Genomic DNA, 23051 nt, shown 5'->3' with positions numbered 1-23051 from the left:
TTATTATCAAGAAAGCTGCCTTTATGGGGCAGCTTTCAATAAAAAATTCATAAAAGTTTTTAAGAAATCTCTATCATCCTTGGAGACTTTTGTCTGGCCTGTTCCAGTTTTGGAATAGACAGCAGTAAAATTCCATTTTCGTATCGGGCACGAATTCTATCTTCGTCCACTACATTTTTGGGAAGCACAAAACTTCTCTGGAAAGATTGGTAGCTGAACTCTCTGCGGGTGTAATTTTCTTGCTCTTTATTAACGTGTTCCTGCTTAAAGGAAGAAATAAGCAGCTGTCCATTATCAAGGGTAACCTTAAAGTCATCCCTGCTCATGCCGGGAGCTGCAACCTCTACTTCATAATTCTCGTCAGTTTCCTTAATATTCACTGATGGCAGTGTGGTGCTTGTGGTTGAAAAATTGTTGTTTTCCCAATTGAAAAGATCGCGGCCAAAAACATCATCAAAAAACAAGCGTTGGAAAGCCGGCACATGGCTTCCGTTTCTTTTAATAAGATTCATAACAGTAATTTTTAAAATTGTTATACAATAAATTTTTGAACTTGCACAAAGGTGTGCACAAGGAAAAAAAACAAAAAATATGCCAGGGATTAATTCTGACATTTTTTCATAGTAGAAAAATGAAAAAATGTCATTTTAATCTACGATGAAGACCTTTTTTCGCACTGCTTATTTTCAGTATTGAGAGAATCTGCCGTCCTTACTTTTTACGATCCAAATTTAGAAGTTTCAGGAAAAAATGTCACTTCACCTGTAGAAATGTCGTGTGATCCTCCAACAATTCCAATTTCTCCATTTTCAATCATTTCTTTCAATATCGGACTGCGCTGCATTATCGATGAAACGGTACGCTTAACAATCTCTTCAAATCTACTCGTGGTTTCTAATTCAATAAAGAGGTTCTAATACGCAGCTTTCCTTAGCCCCGATAAAAGTGAAATCCTTTGCGGCGGAACTTGACGCAAAGATTGCTTCGACAGTTCGCTTGCGCTCGGGTGGAACGTATAGCGCGGAAAAGCTCCTAAAAAGACAATTAAATAGAATAAAGGGCATAATTGTAGAAAAAAAGCCAACTTCGGGTATGAATTCCTTATTAGTCCCGCTGCGATATATTCTTTTCAGAAACAAAAAATAAACTTATAACGGGTCTCAATAAAGCTTTGGCCCAGTGCAGAAGAAAGACTTTCTTTAGCAGCAGCACAAAGCCGGCAAAAGAATTTGGCTTCTGGACATAAAGGTCCGCCCCCTTTTCAAAGGTATCTTCAATATCCGAAGGATGGTTCCAGGTGGAGAGCATGACCGCAGGAATGTCGCGAAGCTCTTTATCGCCCTTTATTTCTTTCAGCGCCTGTTTGCCCCCTTTAACAGGCATATTGACATCTATAAAAATAATATCGGGATCGGGCTGGGATTTATCCCTGAGTGTATTCACGAGCTGCTGCCCGTTTTCAACCGCAGTTACCTCAGAGGGAATATCAGCTTCATCAAGGGCATCAATGAATAATTCCTGATCGTCCTTATCATCCTCGGCCAGTATAATTTTTACCGGCTCCTTTTCATTTAAGTTTTCACCAGAGGGGGTTTCAGAGCTTGTCATCTTTAGGCAGTTTTACAATTCTCAAAAGTACGGAAAATACATAAATGAAATGATAACCTGCAAAATTTAAAACATCGAGTTTAAGGGATTCTGTCTGAAATGATCTTTGGTCATCTATAGATGCTGGCAGTTTTTACTACTGATATTGAAACTGAAAATGACAGGCAGGCAAAAAATACTAGATACGTTAATATATTTGGATGATAAGGAATATATTTTTTAAACTCATTACTCATTACTGACAGAAGTTACATTACTATAAAAAAGGGCCTTATTAAATTACAGAATAAAGTTCTTTTGCAATTAACTGAATTAGCATTTAACCGTTTTTTAGCGCCCTAGTTAATCACTGAATTACGTTTAAGGAACAAAGGATTATACCAAATTCCGGGCAGTTAAGAATAAATCCATATCATTGGTTCAAATCGTACCAATAATTATAGGTAGTGTTAAATACTAAAGACAAATAGTGAAACCTCCTTTAAAAATGGTTTACTATATCATCATCTCTTGAATTTTCATCTCTTATAACTTGATTACTAGTTGTTGCTCGACTGAGGCAAAATATGGTTGGTTCCTCCAGCACTTGTATATTGGGTTGATTTTGCTTTTCTCATTGTCTGTAAACATCATTAAACTGATATAGCATCAGCTTGAATAGTAATGCTATAAATGTAGTACTATTAAAAACATTACTGGAAATAAACCCCTGGTTTGATTGGCTTTAGAATTATTATTTTAAGTTTAATATGACTCGCCGATTTTTAATTCGGACGTTTAAACAATGTATATTGAGACGTTTAAACAAAGTCATGTGTTCGTGTATCCTCTAATTTTGTCCTGTTAAATAACTTAAATTAAAAAAATGGAACAGAATAATTATCAGGGAAAATTGCAGAAAGCTACAGGTTCCGGATTTGATGCCAAATCCACCTCAAACAAGGTTATAAAAGGAATTGATCTTAAGGGAAAAATTGCCATTGTTACGGGCGGAAATACAGGTATTGGTCTGGAAACGGTGAAAACACTTGCCAGAGCCGGCGCAACAGTGATCGTACCTGCCAGAGATGTCGAAAAAGCCAAAAGAAATCTGGAAGGAATTGCAAATGTGCAAATAGAAAAAATGGATTTAATGAATCCCGATTCTATAGATGCTTTTGCTGAAAAGTTTTTGCTTTCAGGACAACCGCTTCATCTGCTCATTAACAATGCAGGAATTATGTGGGTGCCGCTCCGCAGGGATAAGCGAGGATATGAATCGCAGCTGGCAACCAATTATCTGGCGCTGTTTCAGATCACAGCAAGATTATGGCCTGCATTAAAAAAAGCAGATGGCGCAAGGGTGGTTAATGTTTCTTCAGGAGGACACCAATTTTCAGATTTTGATTTTGAAGATCCTAATTTTCTAAATCGGGAGTATGAAACTTTACAGGGATATGGACAGTCAAAAACAGCAGTTAATCTTTTTTCGGTTGAATTAGATACACTTGCAAAAGCCTATAATGTGCGCAGTTATTCTTTATGTCCGGGCGCTGTTGGAGAAACAGAATTAGCAAGGGAAGCACCAGTTGATTTGTTTCAAAAACTGGGTTACAGTGATGCTGAAGGAAATATACTGCCGGAAGTTGCAGCGTCATTAAAAACAATTCCGCAAGGTGCATCTACAACCCTTTGGGCAGCCACGAGCAAATTGCTGAATGATATTGGCGGGGTTTATTGTGAAAATACAGATATAGCAGCATTGAGTTCAAATGATGCAATTATTGGCGGTATTAAATCGTATTCATTAGATCAAAAAAATGCAAAACGTTTGTGGAAATTAAGCGAGGAGATGACTGGAATAAAATTCGATCTTCATTAATATTTGTATCTTTATACCACACAAGCAATTATGGATTATCAGGTAAATTACATAAACCCAGAGATTAAACTTTCTAGTTATACCGGCAAGCTGTTTAAAACGGAAGCCGCGTTTAATGATCATTTGCTTGTGTGGTTAATTTCGGGGGAAACGAAAATTATTCAGGCAGATGAAACTTTTGTATTTGGTGCTGGAAATACTTTTTTAATTCCCCGAAATCAATTGGCTGCCATCATTAATATTCCAAAAGATGGTTTGCCGCACAAAGCAGTTGCCATGCATTTATCGGCAAAAAGACTTCGGGAATTTTATGATCACGAAAATGCAAAGCTAAAAAAAACGGCGACACCAAAAATTTTCAGTTTCCATAAACATCCTTTATTGGAAAGCTGCTTGGCTTCGCTGATTCCTTATTTTGAAATGCAGGAAAATTTTCCCGAAAATATCGCTTCCTTAAAAATTACTGAGGCAATTTCGATACTTAGAACTATTGACCCGCATATAGATGCTGTACTGGCAAACTTTGATGAACCTTACAAGATTGATTTAATTGCTTTTATGGAGAAGAACTTTATGTTTAATATGCCATTGGAAAAGTTTGGCTATTTAACAGGCCGGAGTCTGACCACTTTTAAGCGTGATTTTCATAAGGCTTTCAACATTACACCGCAACGCTGGCTAACCAAAAAAAGATTAGAACTAGCCCATTATCAGCTTAGTGAAAAAAACAAAAAACCTGTTGACATTTATTATGAAACAGGTTTTGAAAATTTATCGCATTTTTCATTTGCATTCAAAAAACAGTTTGGTTATTCGCCAACTGAATTGCAAAGAATGAATAAAAATTTTTAAAGGATTGTTTGGTTAATGGCCTCTCTAAAAACGAGTGCTGTTTCTTTCAAATTTGCTGTAATAAGCTATGCAAGTTTATCTACTTTAAATAAATTATTACGTAATTCATCAATCCCCACCGGGTCATCCAAATCAAATTCATAAATCCAATGAAATACAGATAATTACATATTAATAAGCCATTTTCTTCAAATCATCCAAAAACAATGTTGAAATTTGTCCATTCGAGGTCATAAAAGCCGAATGGCACCAATTGTCTTCAAATGGTGCCATTTTTGTTTTACAACTGATAAGGTTTTTTACTCAAAGTATCTTCTAATTAAGGCTTTTTTTCGATGACAAATGCTTTGAGCTCTGCTATCTTCCCATATTCGAACCGCCAGATATCACAATAATCAAAATGTTCATATTTTCCGGCCTTATTTTTTAATCGGATTTCCCCCGTCACCATAACAAAATTGTCTTCTTCGATTGCCTTTTCCACACTGAACACCGGTGGCTCCAAGTAGAATTCTTTCATATAAGCACGCACTTCTTCTTTTCCATTAAGAATACGCTCACCAATGAAAACCCATTTGGTATTTGCGGTACAGTAAGCTAAAAAACTTTCGTAATCGCCATTTTTCACAAATTCATTGGCTTTGTGTAAGATTGTTGTATTTGTCATTTTTGTCTGTTTTTTTAAATGATTATTTTTTGTTTGGGCACTAACATTGGATTTGACAATAAATAGTGTGATAATGATTAATGATTTTTTCATTTTAAATTGTAGTAAAACGTTAAGGAACATTAGATATTCTCTTCAATAGTTTGAATTCCAAATTCTGCCAGACGTCTTATAATATTATCCGATGAAACTATGGTTTCAGGAAGGTATAGACCTCCTGTTTTATGCGCAGTCTGTCCATTCAGGCCAAGAACCCTCTCTGCGATCATATAGACGCCTACCGCAGTTAGATGAGAATTCCCTTTAGGACCGGAAACAATGGTTCTGATTTTCTTCGGTTCTCCGGATGATGAGATCCCTTCTATCTCAATATACAAATCGTGTGATGCTGTCAAACCATTACTGCTGCCTATTGATTCCCCAATAATGAAATCAAACCGAATATTGCGGGCACTCGTAAAAGCTGCGATACTCGGAACGTCAAGGGTACTCATTGGATGGCCAATAGCCGATGATCCACCATACAGGTTAATCGGTCTTGCATTATTTTTTGAATCCACATACTGCCAATTTCCATCCTGACGGATCAGTGCCTTACCTACAAAACCACTAACTTCTTCTGCAACCAATGGTCCTACCGGATCTTTTTCATCGTATAGTCCGGCAGTTGTGATATGCGAGATACTGCTGAACCCAGAAGCCAACTGCTTTACAACTAATGTCAAGAGTCCGGCCTGCCAATGCCCTGCGAAAACTATAGGAGCAGAAATTGTTTTATGAAGGCTGAGAAATACTGTAGTAGAAATCTGATCAGCCAATTCGCTTACCGTAATACAGGCAATACCATTTAAAATAGCCGTTTCTCTTAAAATATTGCTATGGTCATCCAAAGCTGATATTATAAGGTCAATTTCTCGAAATTTAGCTAAATTGAAACCTTCTTCCAAATCGATATAGGCTGTTTCAGCGTGGGTTAATTCTTTAGCTAGTAGTTCTCCTTTTTGGGGATTTCTCCCTGCAAGAATAAGTTTGACAGTCTCGTCAGCGTCTCTTATCAAACGTGCGATGTTGGTTCCTACCTGCCCGTAACCGCCAACAATCAGAATTCTTTTTTCTTGTAATTCCATATCATAACATTTTATAAATTAAATTTAGGTCGATTGACCTAATGCAAATATAGGTCAAGTGACCTATGTAAAAAAATGTTTTTAATATTTTTTATTTAATTTTACAGCATGGACAAAAAAGAAGAGCGATTAAATCAGATCTTATCGACAACAATAGAGCTGCTAATAAAGGAAGGTGCAGAAAATCTCTCTATGAGAAAAATAGCGAAAAATGCGAATTTGTCTTTAAGTAATCTGCAATACTATTATAAAGATAAAGATCTTCTCTTGATTGCCACAGTGGACTTTTACTTTGAAAGCTGCAAGAAAGAACTGACTCAGGCTATCAAACTTTTGGCAGCTGACAGCACACCTGATAAAAAGGTTTTTCTAGAAAAGGTTTTGAGTATGTTATTAATTGATGGAATATCCAGTCATCAAACCTTAATGTTTCAGGAAATATGGACTTTAGCATCAAGGAACAAGGAATTACAAAACGCTGTGGAAACCTACTATAAAACCTATTGCTTATGGATGATCGATTTGGTCTCTGCATTTTGCAGTAAGCCTGAAGAAATAGTAAGTTTTCTTATTCCTTTTGTAGAAGGATACACCATTGTTAATAATGTCATTCCTCTGACTAAGGAAAAAGTAATCGAGATGATGGTAAAACTGATCACAATTTTGGAAAAGTAAATTGTAAAGATTATTTATAATTCTATTATCAATTAATTATAGAGAATTTTTTAATAGACATTGCTTTTTATTTCGGTTCCTATTATTTTTTTTACACGAAATTTAATAAACTGCCTCCTTTACACTTTGGTCTATCAATGAATTACTTTGCTTATCGAAGACGTGAAAGCATTATTTGATTTGGTGATTGATAAATCTTACCATATCCCTGAGCAGGAAGTCCGAATATGGCACATCGCTAAAACTTTGACAGATAACATTGCCGATTAGGGACTTCTACATCGTAAAAGAATTTTAGAAGACTTTAAAATAAATCGTTTCTAGTTTATTGGATGGCTATCAAAGTTTTTGCTAGTTGCGCTAATAAGCTTTCTCATTCAACGTTCCCGCTTGGGTCACAAAAGCCAAATGGCGCCAATTGAAGACAATTGGCGCCATTTTTTATTTAGACCTATTAACAAGGTAATTTTGAATCATTTTTTCTTTTATTTTGTTTTTTATTTTCCGATTCTTCAAGACTGCTTTGTTTTTTTTCAATTTAAATAAAGAATTTTAAAAACACTTAAAAATAAAAGGATTAATTAAACTTAGTTCTGAACTTTAAAGGTGTTTCATTTGTTTTGTTTTTGAACAATTTACTAAAGCTCTGAAGGTGTTCGAATCCCAGCTCATACGCAATTTCACTAATTGACAAACTGGTAGTAGAAAGTTTTTCTTTCGCTTTTTCTATGAGTTTATTGTGAATATGCTGCTGTGTATTCTGACCAGTATGAAGCTTCAGTAAATTGCTTAAATAGTCTGAAGAAACATTCATATTATCAGCAACGGTCTGGACAGAAAGAAGACTTCTTTCGTCACGGTTTTTATCATCAAAATAATTATTCAAAAATTCTTCAACTTTTGATAGTATTTGATGACTGCTGATTTTTCTTGTAAGAAATTGACGATTGTAATATCTGTCGCAATATTTGAGCAATAATTCTATCTGCGCAATTATTAAATCCTGCGTAAATCTATCAATGTTGATGTGGTATTCTTCTCTTATATTTTCAAAAATATTTACAATGATATTTTCCTCTTTTTCAGAAAGAAATAGTGCTTCATTAATTGAATAATCAAAAAACGTGTAGCTCTTAACATTTTTTGCTAATGGTGAATTCCATAAAAAGTCTGGGTGAATTTGCAATAAATAGCCCGTGCCTTTATGTAATGAATCAGGATCTTGCTCGAGTCGCAAAACCTGCCCCGGTGCTATAAATGACATTATACCTTCGTCAAAATCGTAAACCTGCTGGCCATAATAGAGTTTGGCTCCAATATCACGTTTTAAAGCAATAGAATAAAAATCCATCACAATTTTTGTCGTTTTTTCATCACTAGGGAATTTTACCTGTGCATAATCGACCAGACTTATTAAAGGATGTTCCGGCTTAGGAAGCCCTCTAAAGCGATGATACTCTGTGATGCTTTTTATTCTAATTACTTCCATAGATACAAATTTACAGTTTTTTGACACTCTCAATTCTCATGAATTTCTTTTAAAAGTATATTTAAAAAATTATTGTACAAATATGCTATTCGATTTTTTATTGTTTGCTCTGCATTAAAAGACCAAACCAGTCTTCTAAATGCCAGGTATGGGTAAGTTTGCCATTTTTCAAATGATGAAATTCATGCAGCGCTATTGTTACTTTCTTATTGGTTGGAGCAATTCCCATAATTTCATTTATATGCGTAAATTGCATTGAAGCTCTTACAGCTGCACGCTCATGGCTGCCAAATATCTCATGAATTACAATTTCTATATCAGGAAACAATTCAAACAAAAATTTCATAATTGCCTGCAGTCCTTTAGGATTATCTTCCTGCTGCGGTGCCAGCGGAATATCTTTCCAGTCGGGCATGCAGATTTCGTCTAATACTTCTGGTTTTTTAAGTTTCCATGCTGCATAAAACCTTTCAATAGTATCTATTTCCTGTTTCGAAAGAGCTTTGACTACTCCTTTATCTTCTTTTTCCATTTTATATTCTTCTAATTGTATATAACATTCAGCTTATCAACTATGATCTAACTATTTTTAAGTCTAATTATAGATTTGAACCTCCTGAAATTTCTATTCGCTGCGCATTAATCCAGCCGCCGGCATCACTGCATAAAAATGCCACCACTCCCCCAATATCCTCGGGCAGTCCAACTCTTCCAAGAGCAGTCTGCGAAGCCAGGTATTGGTTCATTTCTGCATTGTCACGTACCGCACCGCCCATAATATCTGTTTCGACAGCACCTGGAGCAATAACATTTACTCTTATATTTCTTGCACCAAGTTCTTTTGCCTGATATTTTGTCAATGTCTCCATTGCTCCTTTTAGTGCTGCATAAGCTGCAAATCCCGGCGTGACAAAACGAGTTAATCCTGAAGAAACATTTACAATTCCTCCGTAAGATCTTAATAATGGCAATAATTTTTGAGTAAGGAAAAATGGACCTTTAAGATGTACATTTTCCATTTCTGTAAATTGAGTTTCAGTGATAGCATCAAAATTTGCATAGTGAATAAAACCTGCATTATTGATCAGATAATCAATACCATCTGAGTTGAAATAATTAGTTAATTGGTCTTTAAGATTTTTTTCAAACAAATTAAAACTGGAAAAATCTGAGACGTCTAATTTTATAGCGACAGCCTTTTGTCCGATATCATGAATCTGTTTTACAACATTTTCTGCTGCTTCTTTTTGACTGTTATAGGTTAAAACTATATCCAATCCGTATTTAGCAAGATTTATAGCCATATCTTTTCCAAGACCGCGGCTCCCTCCTGTTACTACTGCAATTTTACTTTGCGATGACATAATGATTATTTTAGTGTTATTATGCTGCAAATTTCACCAGATACAGGAAAGATAATTTAGCCAAAACCATAATTTAAGTAGCCAAAAGTGGTAAAATGGAATGGTCAGCAGCTTTAGTGATTAAAAACGACATTCAAAATAATAATGTTGAGCTTATCCCTTTCATAATGCTGCTAAAAAAATACCTTAGCAAATGGAGTTGTCTTCAAAAGTGACACAAAAAGCTAAGGTGATTGCTGCTTAAACTAGTTTTAAATCAAAATAGATTTTTAAAGCAATCCCCAACAGGACATCTAAACCATATTTTCATAGCCAATGAAAGGCAGAGGCTAGATACCTCCTGCACCAGCTACCACTATTAAAGATTTATCGCTCATAATTGTATAATTTAATTTTTTGTGAAATTACGATGTAAATGGTTTACAAATGATACCGATTACCTAAAGGATGCCAGATACACAATAGCTATTTACTTAAAAGACAACTCAAAAAGTTGTATTTTTTTTATTATTTATTTAACAAAACGGATTGTAAACGAGTTTTATCAAACTTAATTACACTATTGTAAATATGTATACAATTGTTACTTTTACATACTAATTCTATAGGATATAAGAAGTATGATAATTAAAACACTTGCAAATAAAAAAATCTTATTACTTTTTATTATTTTATCTGTATTTCAATTATGTGCACAGCAAAAAGATAGTTTATCCAAGCAGTTCCTAATGAATATTGAAATAAGACCTAGAGGGGAATTTACTTCAAATTATATCCTTCCTCCTAACGATTCAATAGATCCTTACTTTTATATCACCCAGAGAAACAGAATTTCTATGAAGTATGCTAGAGAAAAATGGCTTATGAAATCCGATTTACAGGAAATTCATCTTTGGGATAAAAACAACAAAGCTTCTAAAGTTGGAAGCATTAATTTTTATCAATTGTATTTTGAGACTAAGTTTAAATCAATAAATATACGTTTGGGAAGACAAAGTGTTTTATTAGATAATGGCAGATTATTCTCTGATGCTCCCTGGGCACAACAAGGAAGAGCTCATGAAGGAATAAGGCTAATGAAATCTTCAAAATATTTCTCTAATGATTTTTTCTTTCTATTTACCAGAAATTACAATTCTGAATTTGAGCCGACCTACTCGCCCGTTGCATCGAATAAATATAAATATCTGTTGGTAAATAATCTCAGCTTCAATAACAATAATGGATTTTTATTTAATTCATTGAATGCTATTGATTTTTTAGAAACTACAAATTCAGGGAAATTGTACACTCGTGCAACAGCAGGCGGAAGAATAGAATTTAAAACGAAAGAATGGTATTATACTTTAAATTCATATTTGCAGTTTGGACGTAATTCAAAAGGTCAAAAATTATTTGCTTACTATTTTCAACCTGAAGTTAAATTGTCCTTATTAAAATCTACTTGGCGATTAGGCGCTGAAATAATAAGTGGCAGCAGACCTAATATATCAGATGGCAGTTCCGGCGATTTTGATGTTTTATACGGTGTAACATGGAAGTTCAATGGAAATATGAATGTCTTTACCCGTTTTCCAACTGATGTTGACGGAAAAGGTTTAATAAATCCTTATCTATTCACCGTAATTCCCTTAAATAATAAAATATCACTTCGTTCTGATTTTCACCTTTTTTATACTCAATATCCTGTTCTAAATAATTTTGGCCAGAAAACGACAAAATTTCTTGGATATGAAACTGATCTTTCTTTGAAATACTTGCCAGTCAAAGAATTGGAAATTAATTATGCCTTTTCTTTTTATAAATCAACAGACGCCATGGAATATCTGCCAAAAATTCAAGATGAAAATAAACTTGCTTTTTGGAGTTACTTGATGATTTCATATTCTTTTAACGCTGTCAATTTAAAGCATTATAAAAATTAAATAGAACTGGAGTTCCCTCCAAAAGTGCTACAGAAATCTAAGGCAGTTTTGTAAAAAAGAAGCTCACACAAAAAAAACTATTAAATTGAATAATTCTGCTTTAATCAAAAATTACGGTTGAATCTCCTTTTCCCATTATAACTTTACTTGTCAGACCGATAAATATTCCATGTCCAACAATTCCATTAATATCATTTAACTTTTTAGATAAAGAAACAGGATTGGAAATGAGGCCAAAATCAGCATCTATAATATGGTTGTCTTGATCTGTTTTAAATGATTTATCTCCTGTCATTCTAATTTTTCCAATACCATTTAATATTTTAATTTGACTTAAAATATAATTTGAAGCAAATGGAATTACTTCAATTGGGACTTTGAATTTCCCTATTTGTTTGACTTCTTTTGATGAATCCGCAATTATAATTTCTTGTTTTGTTAATGAGGCTACAATTTTTTCTCTAAGCAATGCACCCCCACCGCCTTTGATTAAAATTAAGTCAGAGGTAAATTCATCTGCTCCATCAATTGTGATATCTATTGAATTTATCAAATTAATATCAATCAAAGGAATATTTAAAGCCTCAGCAAGTTCTTTAGTTTTATTAGAAGTTGGTACCGCTTTTATTTTTAGGCCATTGCTGACAAGTTTTGCAATTTCTCTTATTGCATAAACAGAGCTTGAACCTGTACCTAATCCCACAATCATATTATCTCTTAGTAATTTAACCGCTTCTTTTGCCGCTAGCTCTTTTTCTTGTTCTAAATTCATGGTTTATTAAATTTGTTAATCTTCAATTAAAAGTAGTAGTAAATTCTATTACAAATTTATTTTTTTAATAAATGCTGTTCTTATCCAATACACTAATATTAATTTATGCTTTTTATTTGTCATTAAAAAACACTGTAGTTTTTTAAGCTAAAAACTACTTAAAAGGACACCTTCTCCATTTCAACGATTCATTTTGCCTGTTTACCTAAAATCATACCTTTTAAAGAAGTTTTCTAAAGACCTTTACATAAGAAAACAAAGCATTACTGCTTATAACTTAAAAACTTGAAATTATGAAAGCAACCATTGGCCTTACAGAAAAAAATACTGATGCTGTTTCTAATGAATTAGCAAAACTGCTCGCAGACGAATTTGTACTTTATACTAAAACCAGAAATGCACACTGGAATGTTACAGGCGATAATTTTCATGCCAATCACATTTTCTTCGAAAATCAATACAAACAGTTGGATGAAATCATTGACAGCGTTGCAGAACGTATGCGTAAAATTGGCCACTATGCACCTGCAACCTTAAAATCATATCTTGAACTTACGCATCTTACAGAATATAGCGAAAGAACAAACGATGGTTTAGGTTTTATGAAAGATCTATTAAAAGACCATGAAAGTATTATTGAATTTATCCGTGGCAACATCACTCCTTTTGCTGATGATTACAAAGATTACGGATCAAGCGATTTTATTACCGGCTTAATAGAAATTCATGAAGAAATGGCATGGATGATACGCTCTTACTTTAGATAAAATAACAAGGAATAAGTATATTTGTCTAAACCAAAAACCAAATACCATGAAAGCGTTAATTGTTGATGACAATGATATTGCAAGAACTACTTTATCTCATTTGGCAAAACAAATTCCGAATCTTACTGTTGTAAATGAATATTCTAACGCCATTGAAGCGTATCATCATTTACAGGAAAATCAGGTAGATTTAATTTTTTTGGATATTGAAATGCCTGAGATGACAGGAATTGAGCTGACAAAAAATATCGCAGGGAAAGATATCATCATCATTTTTACCTCTTCTAAAAAAGAATATGCGCTGGAGGCATTTGAATTGAATATCGCAGATTATATTCTAAAACCAGTTACTCCTGCCCGATTTTTACAGGCAGTGAGTAAAGCACAGTCTATCATTGAGAGCAGAAAAGAGAATATACAATTTGGTAAAGAAGAATTTTTATTCGTTAGAGATTCTAATATTACCAGACGACTAAAACTAGATGATATTTTTTATGCTGAAGCAATGGGAGATTATGTAAAGTTTTACACCAAAGAAAAAATGTTTGCCATTCACGGCAAAATGAAAACTGCCGAAGAACGTCTGCCAAAAGATGATTTCATTAGAGTACATCGTTCTTATATTGTTTCTATTGGTAAAATTGACACTTTACAAGACGGAGGTATTATGATTAACAAAAAATTTATTCCTGTTGCAGATGCTTACAGAAAAGCACTTAACACTAGGATGAATGTTTTCTAAATGTCATTTTATTTTTTCTGCTGCGTAAACTAGAATGCTATCTTATTGAATTAAGATCATACAATTTCATTTACACTTATTTATATGATAAATACGTCTACCGTAATGGGTAACAAACGCTTTAGTTATTTTATAATTAGCAGTTTTATTTTATGCAGTATATTATTGATTGCTGTACAAATTAATTCGGCTCAAAATACTAAAGAACTCATACGAAATAATAATACCCTTTTAAACGAATTGCGTTCCAGCAATCATTTAAGAGAAATTGACCGCGATATTTTGGGTGTCGAAAGCAGAATTCGAGCTTCGATCGCTACTAATGACACTACACATTTAGAAGGAATCGATCAAAAGATCAGGCAGATTAGAAATTTTCTCGATTCCCTTTCTGTGGATAATGCCGATCCTGAAGAGGAAAAGTTAATACAAAGACTCGGAGTTTTGGCTCAGGATAAAATGGTCACAAAAGGAAAACTCCTGCATCGTTTTGATTCTTTAGGAAATATGGATGATGATAGCTCAATTGCTAATCCTAGAGCCAGAATAATTTCTAATGAGATTACCGATATTACAGCAAAGATTTACCATAAGCGTCAATTGCGCATGGTAGAGTTGCGAAATCTAAGTGTGGAAATGGGTCAAAGAGCAAAACTTTACGACATCTCCTTATTAGTTTTACTAGTTTTGAGTGGTGCCGTTATAGGGTATCATATTATGCGCCAATTTAGAAGACAACATTTTCTGATTAAAGAATTGGATATTGCGGAAAAAAAAGCATCGATCGCCGCCCAGACCAAAGAAAATTTTCTGGCTAATATGAGTCATGAAATCAGAACGCCGCTCAGTGGTATTTTAGGCTTCACCAATTTATTACAAAAAAGGCCTTTGGATGAAACTTCCGCAGAATTTGTAAATTCTATTCAGCGTTCGGGCGAAAATTTAATGACCATTATTAATGACATACTCGATTTATCTAAAATTGAGGCTGGAATGATGCGTATTACGCCCGGAATATTCAGCATCAACGGATTATTGGATTCGGTTGAAACCCTTTTTTCAGAACGTGTAAAAGAAAAAAAAATAACCATCTCCAGTAAAGTCGATACTTCGATCCCTGATACTTTAATTGGTGATGCCACGAGATTAACTCAAATATTGGTAAACCTCATTGGAAATGCCATAAAATTTACCCATCAGGGATCTGTAAGCATTGAGGTCTATAACAAACTACAACATGAAGACAAGGTCATTGTAGGCTTTAAAATTACGGACACGGGAATTGGAATTGATAAAGAAAAACTAAATGAAGTCTTTGAAAGATTCAATCAAGGTGAAGACTCTACCACTCGAAATTACGGTGGGACTGGCCTCGGATTATCAATAGTAAAAAAGCTGATTTTATTGCAAAACGGTGATATTGAAGTAAAAAGTGAACAAGGAAAAGGAACAGCCTTTAGCTTTTATATTCCGTATGATATTGCTAAAGAACAGCTCAATTCTAAACCTATTGCCAATATTAACCACTTTAAAGATATATCAAATACCGCTTTGAGAGTTTTAGTTGTAGATGACAACGCGATCAATCAAAGTTTAATGAAACATTTGCTTTCACAATGGAATGTTGATTTTGAAATGGCTTCTAACGGTTTGGAAGCAGTCGAATATCTAAGGAAAAAAGATTGTGATCTTGTATTAATGGATTTACAGATGCCTCAAATGGATGGATATACGGCTGTTCAGCAAATTAGAGAAATCTTAAAACTAGATATTCCCATAATTGCCATGACGGCACATGCCCTGCCTGGCGAAAGAGAAAGATGTTTGAGCCGAGGAATGAACGAATACATTTCAAAACCTATAAAAGAGGAAGAACTTTTTAAACTGATTGCTGCTTTTGGACTGAAAGAATCAAATTCGGAAGAAACAAACATTATACAATCTGATCCTGTTTTTCAACATATTGATCTTTCGTATATGCAATCTGTAAGCGCTGGCAATAAAGCGTTTGAACAAACTGTCACCAAACAGTTTATTGACAATGTGCCACTACATTTGGAACAGCTTATGACGGCTTATCAAAATCAAGATTTTAAAATGGTGAAACTTAGAGCACATGACTTGCAATCAAGTGCTGCTATAATGGGACTATTGCCTCTTTTAGAAGAAAAACTTGATATTCTTGAATTGGCTACAGAACAAAATGCAACTTTACAGCAAATTTTAAATGATGTCGAAAAGATTTTGAACTCGTCTCTCTTAGAAGCTAAAGTTTTTTTAGAATCACTGTGAAATAAATAAGACAAGAGCTCGTTTTAAATTCAAGAAAAACCATCTTACTATATATTATTCGATTGAAAGACTGTCTGTAAAAGGCGGTCTTTTTTATTTTATTCTAATTTAGTAATAACCCTGATTCTCTTTGCGTCCCAGTGGTTGAAACCACTGGTTATGTTTTCTCAGATTGAAATATTTTTATTGTCTTCATTCCAAACTTCAGAACAACAAACGATTGATTTCGCTATTTAAACGAGTGTTTTTGCCCATTCGATGAATAGTGGAATGCTACACGAATGTAAGGCAGTAAATTTACTTCAGTTAAACATTTAAAACCAAGAAATCATGGAAATCATCCAAACCAAAGAAAACGCATTATCACATTCAGCAGTAACTACAGTTATTAATGCTCCTATTGAAAAAGTAAATATTGCAGACTGGCTTTTAAACCTTCCTGATGCAGAATACCAACGTTGCTCAACTCAGCATATTGGTGCAGGAATTACCAGCACCTATGAAGGCGAACCTATGTCTATTAATGTAGAAACAATTGGCGACGCTTTAATGGTGCAGCATTATGTGGCAACAGTTCACCGTCCCGATTATTGCCGTATGTTATCAATTTCAGATTCTATTACTCAAAACGGACGCACTAAAGTTCAGGTTTTATGGGAACTTAAAGTAACCAAAATAGATGAGAATACCTGTCTTTACACCAACGAAATTCACACAACAGCAACACCAGAAATGTTCGAATATCTAAAAGAACATAACATAAATCTTGCAGGTGCAGCAGCTTCAAGACAAGCAGCTTCTGATGCTCACAATCATGAAGAAACTCCTAACTTTGCTAAAAGCATCGAAAACAAAGCATTAACTGGCAAATACAATCAGCCTTTTTAATAATATAAAAATCGAGCGTGCTAATGTACGCTCCTTTTATTTTTTGAGTATTATGAAAGAAAATTTATTTAAAAAACTGATTGGTTCCTGGATTTTGGTTGAATTGATTGAAGTACCTTTAGATGGCAGAGAAATTACACATCCGATGGGAATCAAACCAAAAGGTCTTATTATTTACAATAATGACGGTTATATGTCGGCACAAATAATGAAAACTGATTCTGAAAATTCCGACGCAAAAGATAATGAGAGTTATCTCGCCTATTCAGGACCTTTCAAAACAGACGATGAAAAACAAATAGTCAGTCATACGATGTACGTTTCGCTTTTGGAAAGTTGGCGAAACCAGACACAAAACAGAAAAGTTCTTTTTAAAGATAATTTATTGCATTTAGAGACCGAAAAACCTTTTATAAGTAATTCGCGTTTGGTAATTCATAAACTCACTTGGAAAAGAATCGAACAATCTAATAAAAATCATTAATCCTAAACCAAATGAAAGCAATAGTTATAAACCAATCTGGAACTCCAGATGTACTCCAGTTAAAGGAATATCCAACTCCAGAAATAAGCGGAGATAAAGTTTTAATAGAAGTAAAAGCAGCAGGTTTAAACCGTTCTGATATCTTCCAGCGTGAAGGGAATTATCCTGCACCACCGGGTGTTTCATCTGAAATTCTTGGTTTAGAAGTTTCTGGAATTGTTGTAAAATGCGGACCAGATGTTACTGATTTTAAAATCGGTGATAAAGTTTGTGCCATTCTTGCTGGCGGTGGTTATGCAGAATACGTGAGCGTGCGTGAAGGCCAATGTCTTCCTATTCCTTCAGGTTTGTCTTTTGCAGAAGCGGCAAGTCTTCCCGAAACAGTTTTTACAGTTTGGTCAAACGTTTTTCAGAGAGGTGCACTTAAATCTGGAGAAACCCTTTTAATTCACGGCGGAAATAGCGGTATCGGCATTACGGGAATTCAAATTGCGCATGCTTTAGGACTGCGCGTAATTGTAACGGTAGGATCCAAAGAGAAAGGTCTAAATTGTCTGGAATTAGGCGCTGATTCTTATATCAATTACAAAACACAAGACTTCGAAAATGTTTTACAGGAAGAAGGTGTTGATGTTATTTTAGATATGATTGCCGGTGATTATCTCAGTAAAAATGTCAACATCCTAAAACCTGAAGGCAGATTAGTTCATATTAATGCTGTAACTGGCAGTCATGTAGATCTTGATCTTTGGAAAGTAATGACAAAACGTTTAACGATTACCGGAAGTACATTAAGAAGCAGAGATTATGATTTTAAAAGGCAATTAGCCAAAGAAGTACAAAAAAATGTCTGGCCATTGATTGAATCAAAACAATTTAAGCCGATTATTTTTAAAACCTTTCCTTTTACAGAAGCTCCTGCAGCACATCGATTATTAGAAGAAAGCAATCATACCGGTAAAATTATCCTTGTTCGATAATATTCAAAAAACAAACCTCAATCAAAAACAGTAATATGGAAAATCAAGGCGCATCTGTTGTTATTACGCATCATATTTTGAATGGAAAAGAACTTCAATACGAAAAATGGCTAGATGAAATTGTTCCCATTACCAAACACTCCAATGGTTTTATCGATTTGCAGATCGTACGGCCAATTCCGCATTTAACGTTTGTTTACACGGTTATCATCCGATTTGACACCATTGAAAACCTTAAATACTGGATGGAATCGGAAGATCGAAAAATGCTCATTAAAAAAGCAAATCCATTATTCAGAAAAAATGACAACTACCAGATAAAATCAGGTTTGGATTTTCTTTTTAATGCAGAAAACGAAGGAAACAAAGTTCCTGTTCGCTGGAAACAATTTCTTGTAACATGGTCTGCTATTTATCCATTGTCACTTTTAATTCCTTTATTGGCACTCCCCTTTTTGAGATTTTTGAAAGTACCGTCAAATCATTATTTTGATGGATTAATAATTTCGGGCATCATAGTCTTTTTAATGGTATTTGTTGTAATGCCCAATTATACCAAACTGATCAAAAAATGGCTTTATAAATAATTAAAACTTCCCTCATTATAAAATCAAAAATCACTGTAGTTTGCAGTGATTTTTTTTGGTTTAAACTCTAAAGAAACAAATCCTCTATAATCAGAAAGCTTCAACTTATTCCTAAAGTTTCTCTTACTAAATTCATCGACTCATTTTGCCCATTTAACGAATTCAAACTATACTCAGCATATATCTTCAATAGCTTTACAATAGAATTAAAAACCAATACAATTAATCATCAAAAAGCTATTATTATGACTACCGAATTATTAAGCTTCAAATACGAACTAGAAAAAAAAGAACCACGCACTAATGACGGCGGTACAACAAGAGGAGCTTCTGTTAAAGATTTTCCAGCTTCTATTGGTATTGCAGGAGTTTCCATGCGACTACAGCCAGGAAGCATGCGCGAATTACACTGGCACGCAAATGCAGCAGAATGGGCTTATGTTATTTCAGGAACGGTTCGCACCACGATTATTCATCCAAATGGCAAAAGCTACACTGATAATTTTGAACCGGGCGATGTTTGGTATTTTCCAAAAGGATATGGGCATTCAATCCAAGCAACAGGAACAGAAGAGTGCCATTTTATTTTAATCTTTGATAATGGTAATTTTTCCGAAGATCATACTTTCAGCGTTACCGATTTTGTATCCTGCATGCCTCCAGAAATTGTTGCTCAAAACTTGGGAATTACTTTGGAAGAAGTGGCCGTATTACCTCAAAAAGAAGCCTATTTTGCAGCCGGGATTGTTCCTGACGAATTATCATTTACTGCCGCTTCCCGACCTGAAGAATCAGATATTGAATTGACCAATTTGCACCGTTATCCTTTGCATGCTCAACAACCAAGAATAATTCCGGGCGGAGGCTTGCAAAGATTGGTTACAAGCAAAGAATTTCCTATCAGTACAACAATGGCAGGATCTATTATAGAATTACAGCCAGGCGCTTTAAGAGAAATGCATTGGCATCCGAACGCTGATGAGTGGCAGTATTATATTTCCGGTCAAGCCGAAATGTCTGTTTTTCTGGCAGAAAGTACCGTGGTCACCGAACAATTCAATGCAGGAGATGTTGGTTATGTGCCAATGGGTGCTGGACATTATATAAAAAATACTGGAAGTACAGTTTGTAAAATCTTAATTGGGTTTAACAGTGGCACTTATCAATCTATTGATTTAAGCGAATGGCTTGCAGGAAATCCGAAAGATGTGGTGGTAACCAATTTTGGTTTGGAAGAAGGCGAAATTGAAAAATTTCCTAAAAGCAAACTGTTTATTCAACCTTAATCACAAATATTGTGGATGCCAAAACACAGTTCATAGATTCGTCTAAACAAACTAGATCGCAGGAGAAACTAGCCATATTTTTAGCCTTTATTGCAGGCTTTCTTGATGCTGCTGGTTTTCTTAAATGGAAAATATATGTCTCTTTTATTAGCGGCAATAGTACACAATTGGGAATCGCTTTTTCAAGTGGTAAATCTGCTATCATTATTTCATCATTAGCAATAATCGTTTGTTTTGTTTTTGGAATATATGCAGGTACTTGTCTTTCGTTGTGGAGAGAATCTAAAATTGAGTCCTTACCGTTTTATATTGTTTCGGGAATATTGATTGTCTATACAATAGCATCTCGTTATTACTATATAAACAGCGGACTTTCTATACCTATTATTGTTTTTTCAACAGGCATTATGAATACGATTGTAACGTCAGTTGGAAATCAAAAAATAAACACCGATTTCGTTACAGGAACTTTAAATAGTCTGGCAAGAAATGCAGCAATGCTGAGTATGAGTAATAATAAAGTTAGTAGAAAACAGTACAAACTCAACGCTATTCGGTTGTTCCTCTTATGGATTGGCTTTTTATTAGGAGCATCTATTGTACCTCTGGCACTTCCGTTATTAAAAAACTGGACACTCGCCTTTCCTTCACTGTTATTAATTATTTGCGCATTGCTAATATCAAATACTGATTTTAACCTAAAAACTAAATCTTATGCTACAGAAAAATGACGTTGCGCCAGATTTTACCTTATTTGCAACACCCGATCAAAAAATCACTTTATCAGAATTTAAAGGAAAAAACGTGATTTTAGCTTTTTATCCTGCCGACTGGAGTCCAGTTTGTAGCGACCAAATGGCACTTTACAACGAAATGCAGAAATACTTCAAGAAATATGATGCTACAATTTTCGGTATTTCTGTAGATAGTAAATGGTGTCACATGGCCTTTTCTCAATCAAGAAATCTGCATTTTCCTTTACTGGCTGATTTCGAACCAAAAGGAGACACTTCAAAAAAATATGGCGTATACAATGAGAAAGAAGGCGAATGCAATCGTGCCCTCTTTGTAATTGACAAAGAAGGAATTATACAATGGAGTTATCTCTCGCCAATGGCTATAAACCCAGGAGCAGATGGAATTCTTGAAGCTTTAGAAAAACTATAAAACCAATTAATTATGTCACTAAAACCAGCGGTCAGTAAAACTGATCATATACAAGGAAAAAAAGATGCTGATATACTAATCGTCGAATACGGAGATTATCAATGTCCCTATTGCGGTGCAGCTTATCCTATTCTTAAAGAAATAATGAAGAAATACGGCAAACAGATAAAATTTGTTTTTAGAAATTTTCCGTTATCAGAAATGCATCAATACGCCCGTCCTGCAGCAATTGTGGCAGAAGCCGCGGCATTGCAGGGAAAGTTCTGGGAAATGCATGATGCTATCTACGAAAATCAGAGAATTCTAAGTGAACCTTTTTTATTAGAATTAGTAGAGAAATTGGAGCTAGACCCGCATCAATTCAATGTCGATATTAAAAAACCTGAACTTGCCGCAAAAGTAGATTCCGATTTTGAAAGTGGCATTTTAAGCGGTGTAAATGGCACACCTTCTTTTTTTGTCAATGGTAGAAAATTTAACGCAGGCGCAGAAGATCTCTTGCAACTGATGAGTGAAATCGTGAAATAAATAGTTCGAAAATTAAATATAAAAATCGAATAGTATGCTCTCAATTAATGAATGAAAGTATATTTTTTGAACCAATTTTTAATTAAATTTACGTAACAACTTCAATTACAACATCATGGAAATAAATTATACGGAATTAGTTTCCATCAAACACGTAAGTGTTCAAAGAATAGAAAACAACGAAACCTCATCGTTCTTAGATACGCTATCTGTTGAAGAACCTCTTGAAATCAGGCTTTCTTACGGTTCTAATTCAGACAGAATACAAAAGAATATTTCGGTTACCATGCGAACTCCGGGCAATGATATTGATCTTGCGATTGGTTTTCTGTTTACAGAAGGAATTATTGCTTCTTTTGAAGATATTCAAAATGCTTTTTCATTAAAAATGAATTGCTTGTCACAAAAACAAAACATTGTTCAGGTCGATCTTAAAGAAGGTTTTACTCCAAATTTGATGCAGACAGATCGAAATTTCTACACGACTTCAAGTTGTGGCGTATGCGGAAAAAGTTCGATTCAATCTATAAAAACGGTAAGCCCATTTGGAAATTTGATGAGACCGCAGATCCAAATTCATACATCTGTTTTTTATCAATTACCTGAAAAATTAAGAATTGCTCAAAGCGATTTTGAATCCACTGGCGGTCTTCATGCCTCAGGGCTTTTTAATACTCAAGGCGATTTGATTCTTTTAACTGAAGATGTTGGAAGGCATAACGCATTAGACAAATTGATTGGAAGATCTCTTGCAAATCAATCGCTGCCATTAAATGAACATATTTTGCTTCTAAGCGGAAGAGCCAGTTTTGAGTTAATCCAAAAAGCGGCAATGGCGGGAATTTCTATTATTGCTTCTATTGGCGCTCCATCCAGTTTGGCCGTAGAACTAGCGACAGAGTTTAATATTACACTTTTAGGATTTCTAAAAGAAAACCGATTGAATATATACAACTCATCGGAACAAACCGTAATCCTAACACAATAGCC

At 34.5% G+C, this 23051-nt stretch carries 24 protein-coding genes; 16 read left to right on the top strand and 8 right to left on the bottom strand.

All coding sequences use genetic code 11. The features are described from left to right. Nucleotides 1-59: 59 nt before the first annotated feature. Together ACFS3A_RS09910 and ACFS3A_RS09905 are read right to left on the bottom strand one after the other, a co-directional pair. Complete coding sequence (locus ACFS3A_RS09910) at nt 60-512, bottom strand: Hsp20/alpha crystallin family protein (RefSeq protein WP_281233748.1); 453 nt, start codon at nt 510-512, stop codon at nt 60-62. Nucleotides 513-1104: 592 nt separating this feature from the next. Further along, a complete protein-coding gene (locus ACFS3A_RS09905) occupies nt 1105-1608 on the bottom strand; it encodes a response regulator (RefSeq protein WP_281233749.1) in 504 nt (167 codons plus the stop codon). 865 nt (nt 1609-2473) lie between these two features. Between ACFS3A_RS09905 and ACFS3A_RS09900 the strand changes: the two genes are divergently transcribed. Further along, the gene (locus ACFS3A_RS09900; protein WP_281233750.1) at nt 2474-3469 is read left to right on the top strand and encodes an SDR family NAD(P)-dependent oxidoreductase; all 996 of its coding nucleotides are present in this window, start codon (nt 2474-2476) and stop codon (nt 3467-3469) included. Nucleotides 3470-3499: 30 nt separating this feature from the next. Further along, nucleotides 3500-4321, top strand: coding sequence for a helix-turn-helix domain-containing protein (locus ACFS3A_RS09895; protein ID WP_289660365.1), 822 nt, complete (start codon nt 3500-3502; stop codon nt 4319-4321). Between the two features lie 319 nt (nt 4322-4640). Here the strand turns inward: ACFS3A_RS09895 and ACFS3A_RS09890 are convergent, their stop codons facing one another. After that, the gene (locus ACFS3A_RS09890) at nt 4641-5081 is read right to left on the bottom strand and encodes a nuclear transport factor 2 family protein (protein ID WP_289660368.1); all 441 of its coding nucleotides are present in this window, start codon (nt 5079-5081) and stop codon (nt 4641-4643) included. A 29-nt stretch (nt 5082-5110) separates the two neighbouring features. Then, complete coding sequence (locus ACFS3A_RS09885) at nt 5111-6115, bottom strand: hypothetical protein (protein ID WP_379825239.1); 1005 nt, start codon at nt 6113-6115, stop codon at nt 5111-5113. Between the two features lie 108 nt (nt 6116-6223). On the opposite strand from ACFS3A_RS09885, the gene ACFS3A_RS09880 reads away from it, so the two are divergent. After that, nucleotides 6224-6790 (top strand): TetR/AcrR family transcriptional regulator, encoded by a 567-nt coding sequence (locus ACFS3A_RS09880; RefSeq protein WP_379825238.1) that lies wholly within the window; start codon nt 6224-6226, stop codon nt 6788-6790. A 577-nt stretch (nt 6791-7367) separates the two neighbouring features. Here ACFS3A_RS09880 and ACFS3A_RS09875 read toward each other — a convergent pair. The 3 genes from ACFS3A_RS09875 to ACFS3A_RS09865 all read right to left on the bottom strand — a co-directional run bounded on the left by ACFS3A_RS09875 (nt 7368) and on the right by ACFS3A_RS09865 (nt 9643). After that, the gene (locus ACFS3A_RS09875; protein ID WP_289660374.1) at nt 7368-8279 is read right to left on the bottom strand and encodes a helix-turn-helix domain-containing protein; all 912 of its coding nucleotides are present in this window, start codon (nt 8277-8279) and stop codon (nt 7368-7370) included. A 97-nt stretch (nt 8280-8376) separates the two neighbouring features. Further along, nucleotides 8377-8811: an ester cyclase gene (locus tag ACFS3A_RS09870; RefSeq protein WP_379825236.1), complete on the bottom strand. Its 435-nt coding sequence runs from the start codon at nt 8809-8811 to the stop codon at nt 8377-8379. Nucleotides 8812-8878: 67 nt separating this feature from the next. Continuing rightward, a complete protein-coding gene (locus ACFS3A_RS09865; RefSeq protein ID WP_379825235.1) occupies nt 8879-9643 on the bottom strand; it encodes an SDR family NAD(P)-dependent oxidoreductase in 765 nt (254 codons plus the stop codon). Nucleotides 9644-10371: 728 nt separating this feature from the next. On the opposite strand from ACFS3A_RS09865, the gene ACFS3A_RS09860 reads away from it, so the two are divergent. Further along, nucleotides 10372-11568 (top strand): alginate export family protein, encoded by a 1197-nt coding sequence (locus tag ACFS3A_RS09860; protein ID WP_379825233.1) that lies wholly within the window; start codon nt 10372-10374, stop codon nt 11566-11568. 100 nt (nt 11569-11668) lie between these two features. Here ACFS3A_RS09860 and rpiA read toward each other — a convergent pair whose 3' ends face one another. Then, entirely contained in the window at nt 11669-12340 is a 672-nt protein-coding gene (gene rpiA, locus ACFS3A_RS09855; protein WP_379825231.1) for a ribose-5-phosphate isomerase RpiA, read from the bottom strand. A gap of 293 nt (nt 12341-12633) precedes the next feature. Here rpiA and ACFS3A_RS09850 point away from each other — a divergent pair, with 293 nt between their 5' ends. The 12 genes from ACFS3A_RS09850 to fdhD all read left to right on the top strand — a co-directional run bounded on the left by ACFS3A_RS09850 (nt 12634) and on the right by fdhD (nt 23049). Then, nucleotides 12634-13107 (top strand): Dps family protein, encoded by a 474-nt coding sequence (locus ACFS3A_RS09850; protein WP_035644102.1) that lies wholly within the window; start codon nt 12634-12636, stop codon nt 13105-13107. Nucleotides 13108-13153: 46 nt separating this feature from the next. Further along, complete coding sequence (locus tag ACFS3A_RS09845; protein WP_379825229.1) at nt 13154-13849, top strand: LytR/AlgR family response regulator transcription factor; 696 nt, start codon at nt 13154-13156, stop codon at nt 13847-13849. Between the two features lie 84 nt (nt 13850-13933). Beyond that, a complete protein-coding gene (locus tag ACFS3A_RS09840; RefSeq protein ID WP_379825228.1) occupies nt 13934-16141 on the top strand; it encodes an ATP-binding protein in 2208 nt (735 codons plus the stop codon). Between the two features lie 330 nt (nt 16142-16471). Next, nucleotides 16472-17029: a hypothetical protein gene (locus ACFS3A_RS09835; RefSeq protein ID WP_379825226.1), complete on the top strand. Its 558-nt coding sequence runs from the start codon at nt 16472-16474 to the stop codon at nt 17027-17029. Nucleotides 17030-17081: 52 nt separating this feature from the next. Then, the gene (locus tag ACFS3A_RS09830; protein WP_289660396.1) at nt 17082-17513 is read left to right on the top strand and encodes a lipocalin-like domain-containing protein; all 432 of its coding nucleotides are present in this window, start codon (nt 17082-17084) and stop codon (nt 17511-17513) included. Between the two features lie 11 nt (nt 17514-17524). After that, nucleotides 17525-18493 carry an NAD(P)H-quinone oxidoreductase gene (locus ACFS3A_RS09825; RefSeq protein WP_289660398.1) on the top strand — a complete coding sequence of 323 codons (969 nt, stop codon included), beginning with the start codon at nt 17525-17527 and terminating at the stop codon, nt 18491-18493. Nucleotides 18494-18528: 35 nt separating this feature from the next. Beyond that, entirely contained in the window at nt 18529-19080 is a 552-nt protein-coding gene (locus ACFS3A_RS09820; protein WP_289660400.1) for an antibiotic biosynthesis monooxygenase, read from the top strand. A gap of 245 nt (nt 19081-19325) precedes the next feature. Next, entirely contained in the window at nt 19326-20366 is a 1041-nt protein-coding gene (locus ACFS3A_RS09815; protein ID WP_289660401.1) for a cupin domain-containing protein, read from the top strand. Between the two features lie 11 nt (nt 20367-20377). Next, nucleotides 20378-21097: a YoaK family protein gene (locus ACFS3A_RS09810; protein ID WP_289660402.1), complete on the top strand. Its 720-nt coding sequence runs from the start codon at nt 20378-20380 to the stop codon at nt 21095-21097. Then, nucleotides 21081-21533, top strand: a complete 453-nt coding sequence (locus ACFS3A_RS09805) for a redoxin domain-containing protein (protein WP_289660403.1) — start codon at nt 21081-21083, stop codon at nt 21531-21533. The genes ACFS3A_RS09810 and ACFS3A_RS09805 overlap by 17 nt, the downstream gene beginning before the upstream one ends. 12 nt (nt 21534-21545) lie before the next feature. After that, nucleotides 21546-22061 (top strand): DsbA family protein, encoded by a 516-nt coding sequence (locus tag ACFS3A_RS09800; RefSeq protein ID WP_289660405.1) that lies wholly within the window; start codon nt 21546-21548, stop codon nt 22059-22061. Nucleotides 22062-22176: 115 nt separating this feature from the next. Then, nucleotides 22177-23049 carry a formate dehydrogenase accessory sulfurtransferase FdhD gene (gene fdhD / locus ACFS3A_RS09795; protein ID WP_379825224.1) on the top strand — a complete coding sequence of 291 codons (873 nt, stop codon included), beginning with the start codon at nt 22177-22179 and terminating at the stop codon, nt 23047-23049. Nucleotides 23050-23051 lie beyond the last annotated feature (2 nt).

The sequence above is a fragment of the Flavobacterium notoginsengisoli genome, from assembly GCF_042686225.1.
Taxonomy (GTDB): domain Bacteria; phylum Bacteroidota; class Bacteroidia; order Flavobacteriales; family Flavobacteriaceae; genus Flavobacterium; species Flavobacterium notoginsengisoli.
Note: the sequence above shows the minus strand (reverse complement) of the source record. Positions and strands in the feature narration are given on the sequence as shown.

What these genes read in the sequence shown, in the direction of transcription:
- ACFS3A_RS09910 (WP_281233748.1), bottom strand. Translation starts at nt 512, where the DNA reads ATGAATCTTATTAAAAGAAACGGAAGCCATGTGCCGGCTTTCCAACGC.
- ACFS3A_RS09905 (WP_281233749.1), bottom strand. Translation starts at nt 1,608, where the DNA reads ATGACAAGCTCTGAAACCCCCTCTGGTGAAAACTTAAATGAAAAGGAG.
- ACFS3A_RS09900 (WP_281233750.1), top strand. Translation starts at nt 2,474, where the DNA reads ATGGAACAGAATAATTATCAGGGAAAATTGCAGAAAGCTACAGGTTCC.
- ACFS3A_RS09895 (WP_289660365.1), top strand. Translation starts at nt 3,500, where the DNA reads ATGGATTATCAGGTAAATTACATAAACCCAGAGATTAAACTTTCTAGT.
- ACFS3A_RS09890 (WP_289660368.1), bottom strand. Translation starts at nt 5,081, where the DNA reads ATGAAAAAATCATTAATCATTATCACACTATTTATTGTCAAATCCAAT.
- ACFS3A_RS09885 (WP_379825239.1), bottom strand. Translation starts at nt 6,115, where the DNA reads ATGGAATTACAAGAAAAAAGAATTCTGATTGTTGGCGGTTACGGGCAG.
- ACFS3A_RS09880 (WP_379825238.1), top strand. Translation starts at nt 6,224, where the DNA reads ATGGACAAAAAAGAAGAGCGATTAAATCAGATCTTATCGACAACAATA.
- ACFS3A_RS09875 (WP_289660374.1), bottom strand. Translation starts at nt 8,279, where the DNA reads ATGGAAGTAATTAGAATAAAAAGCATCACAGAGTATCATCGCTTTAGA.
- ACFS3A_RS09870 (WP_379825236.1), bottom strand. Translation starts at nt 8,811, where the DNA reads ATGGAAAAAGAAGATAAAGGAGTAGTCAAAGCTCTTTCGAAACAGGAA.
- ACFS3A_RS09865 (WP_379825235.1), bottom strand. Translation starts at nt 9,643, where the DNA reads ATGTCATCGCAAAGTAAAATTGCAGTAGTAACAGGAGGGAGCCGCGGT.
- ACFS3A_RS09860 (WP_379825233.1), top strand. Translation starts at nt 10,372, where the DNA reads ATGAATATTGAAATAAGACCTAGAGGGGAATTTACTTCAAATTATATC.
- rpiA (WP_379825231.1), bottom strand. Translation starts at nt 12,340, where the DNA reads ATGAATTTAGAACAAGAAAAAGAGCTAGCGGCAAAAGAAGCGGTTAAA.
- ACFS3A_RS09850 (WP_035644102.1), top strand. Translation starts at nt 12,634, where the DNA reads ATGAAAGCAACCATTGGCCTTACAGAAAAAAATACTGATGCTGTTTCT.
- ACFS3A_RS09845 (WP_379825229.1), top strand. Translation starts at nt 13,154, where the DNA reads ATGAAAGCGTTAATTGTTGATGACAATGATATTGCAAGAACTACTTTA.
- ACFS3A_RS09840 (WP_379825228.1), top strand. Translation starts at nt 13,934, where the DNA reads ATGATAAATACGTCTACCGTAATGGGTAACAAACGCTTTAGTTATTTT.
- ACFS3A_RS09835 (WP_379825226.1), top strand. Translation starts at nt 16,472, where the DNA reads ATGGAAATCATCCAAACCAAAGAAAACGCATTATCACATTCAGCAGTA.
- ACFS3A_RS09830 (WP_289660396.1), top strand. Translation starts at nt 17,082, where the DNA reads ATGAAAGAAAATTTATTTAAAAAACTGATTGGTTCCTGGATTTTGGTT.
- ACFS3A_RS09825 (WP_289660398.1), top strand. Translation starts at nt 17,525, where the DNA reads ATGAAAGCAATAGTTATAAACCAATCTGGAACTCCAGATGTACTCCAG.
- ACFS3A_RS09820 (WP_289660400.1), top strand. Translation starts at nt 18,529, where the DNA reads ATGGAAAATCAAGGCGCATCTGTTGTTATTACGCATCATATTTTGAAT.
- ACFS3A_RS09815 (WP_289660401.1), top strand. Translation starts at nt 19,326, where the DNA reads ATGACTACCGAATTATTAAGCTTCAAATACGAACTAGAAAAAAAAGAA.
- ACFS3A_RS09805 (WP_289660403.1), top strand. Translation starts at nt 21,081, where the DNA reads ATGCTACAGAAAAATGACGTTGCGCCAGATTTTACCTTATTTGCAACA.
- ACFS3A_RS09800 (WP_289660405.1), top strand. Translation starts at nt 21,546, where the DNA reads ATGTCACTAAAACCAGCGGTCAGTAAAACTGATCATATACAAGGAAAA.
- fdhD (WP_379825224.1), top strand. Translation starts at nt 22,177, where the DNA reads ATGGAAATAAATTATACGGAATTAGTTTCCATCAAACACGTAAGTGTT.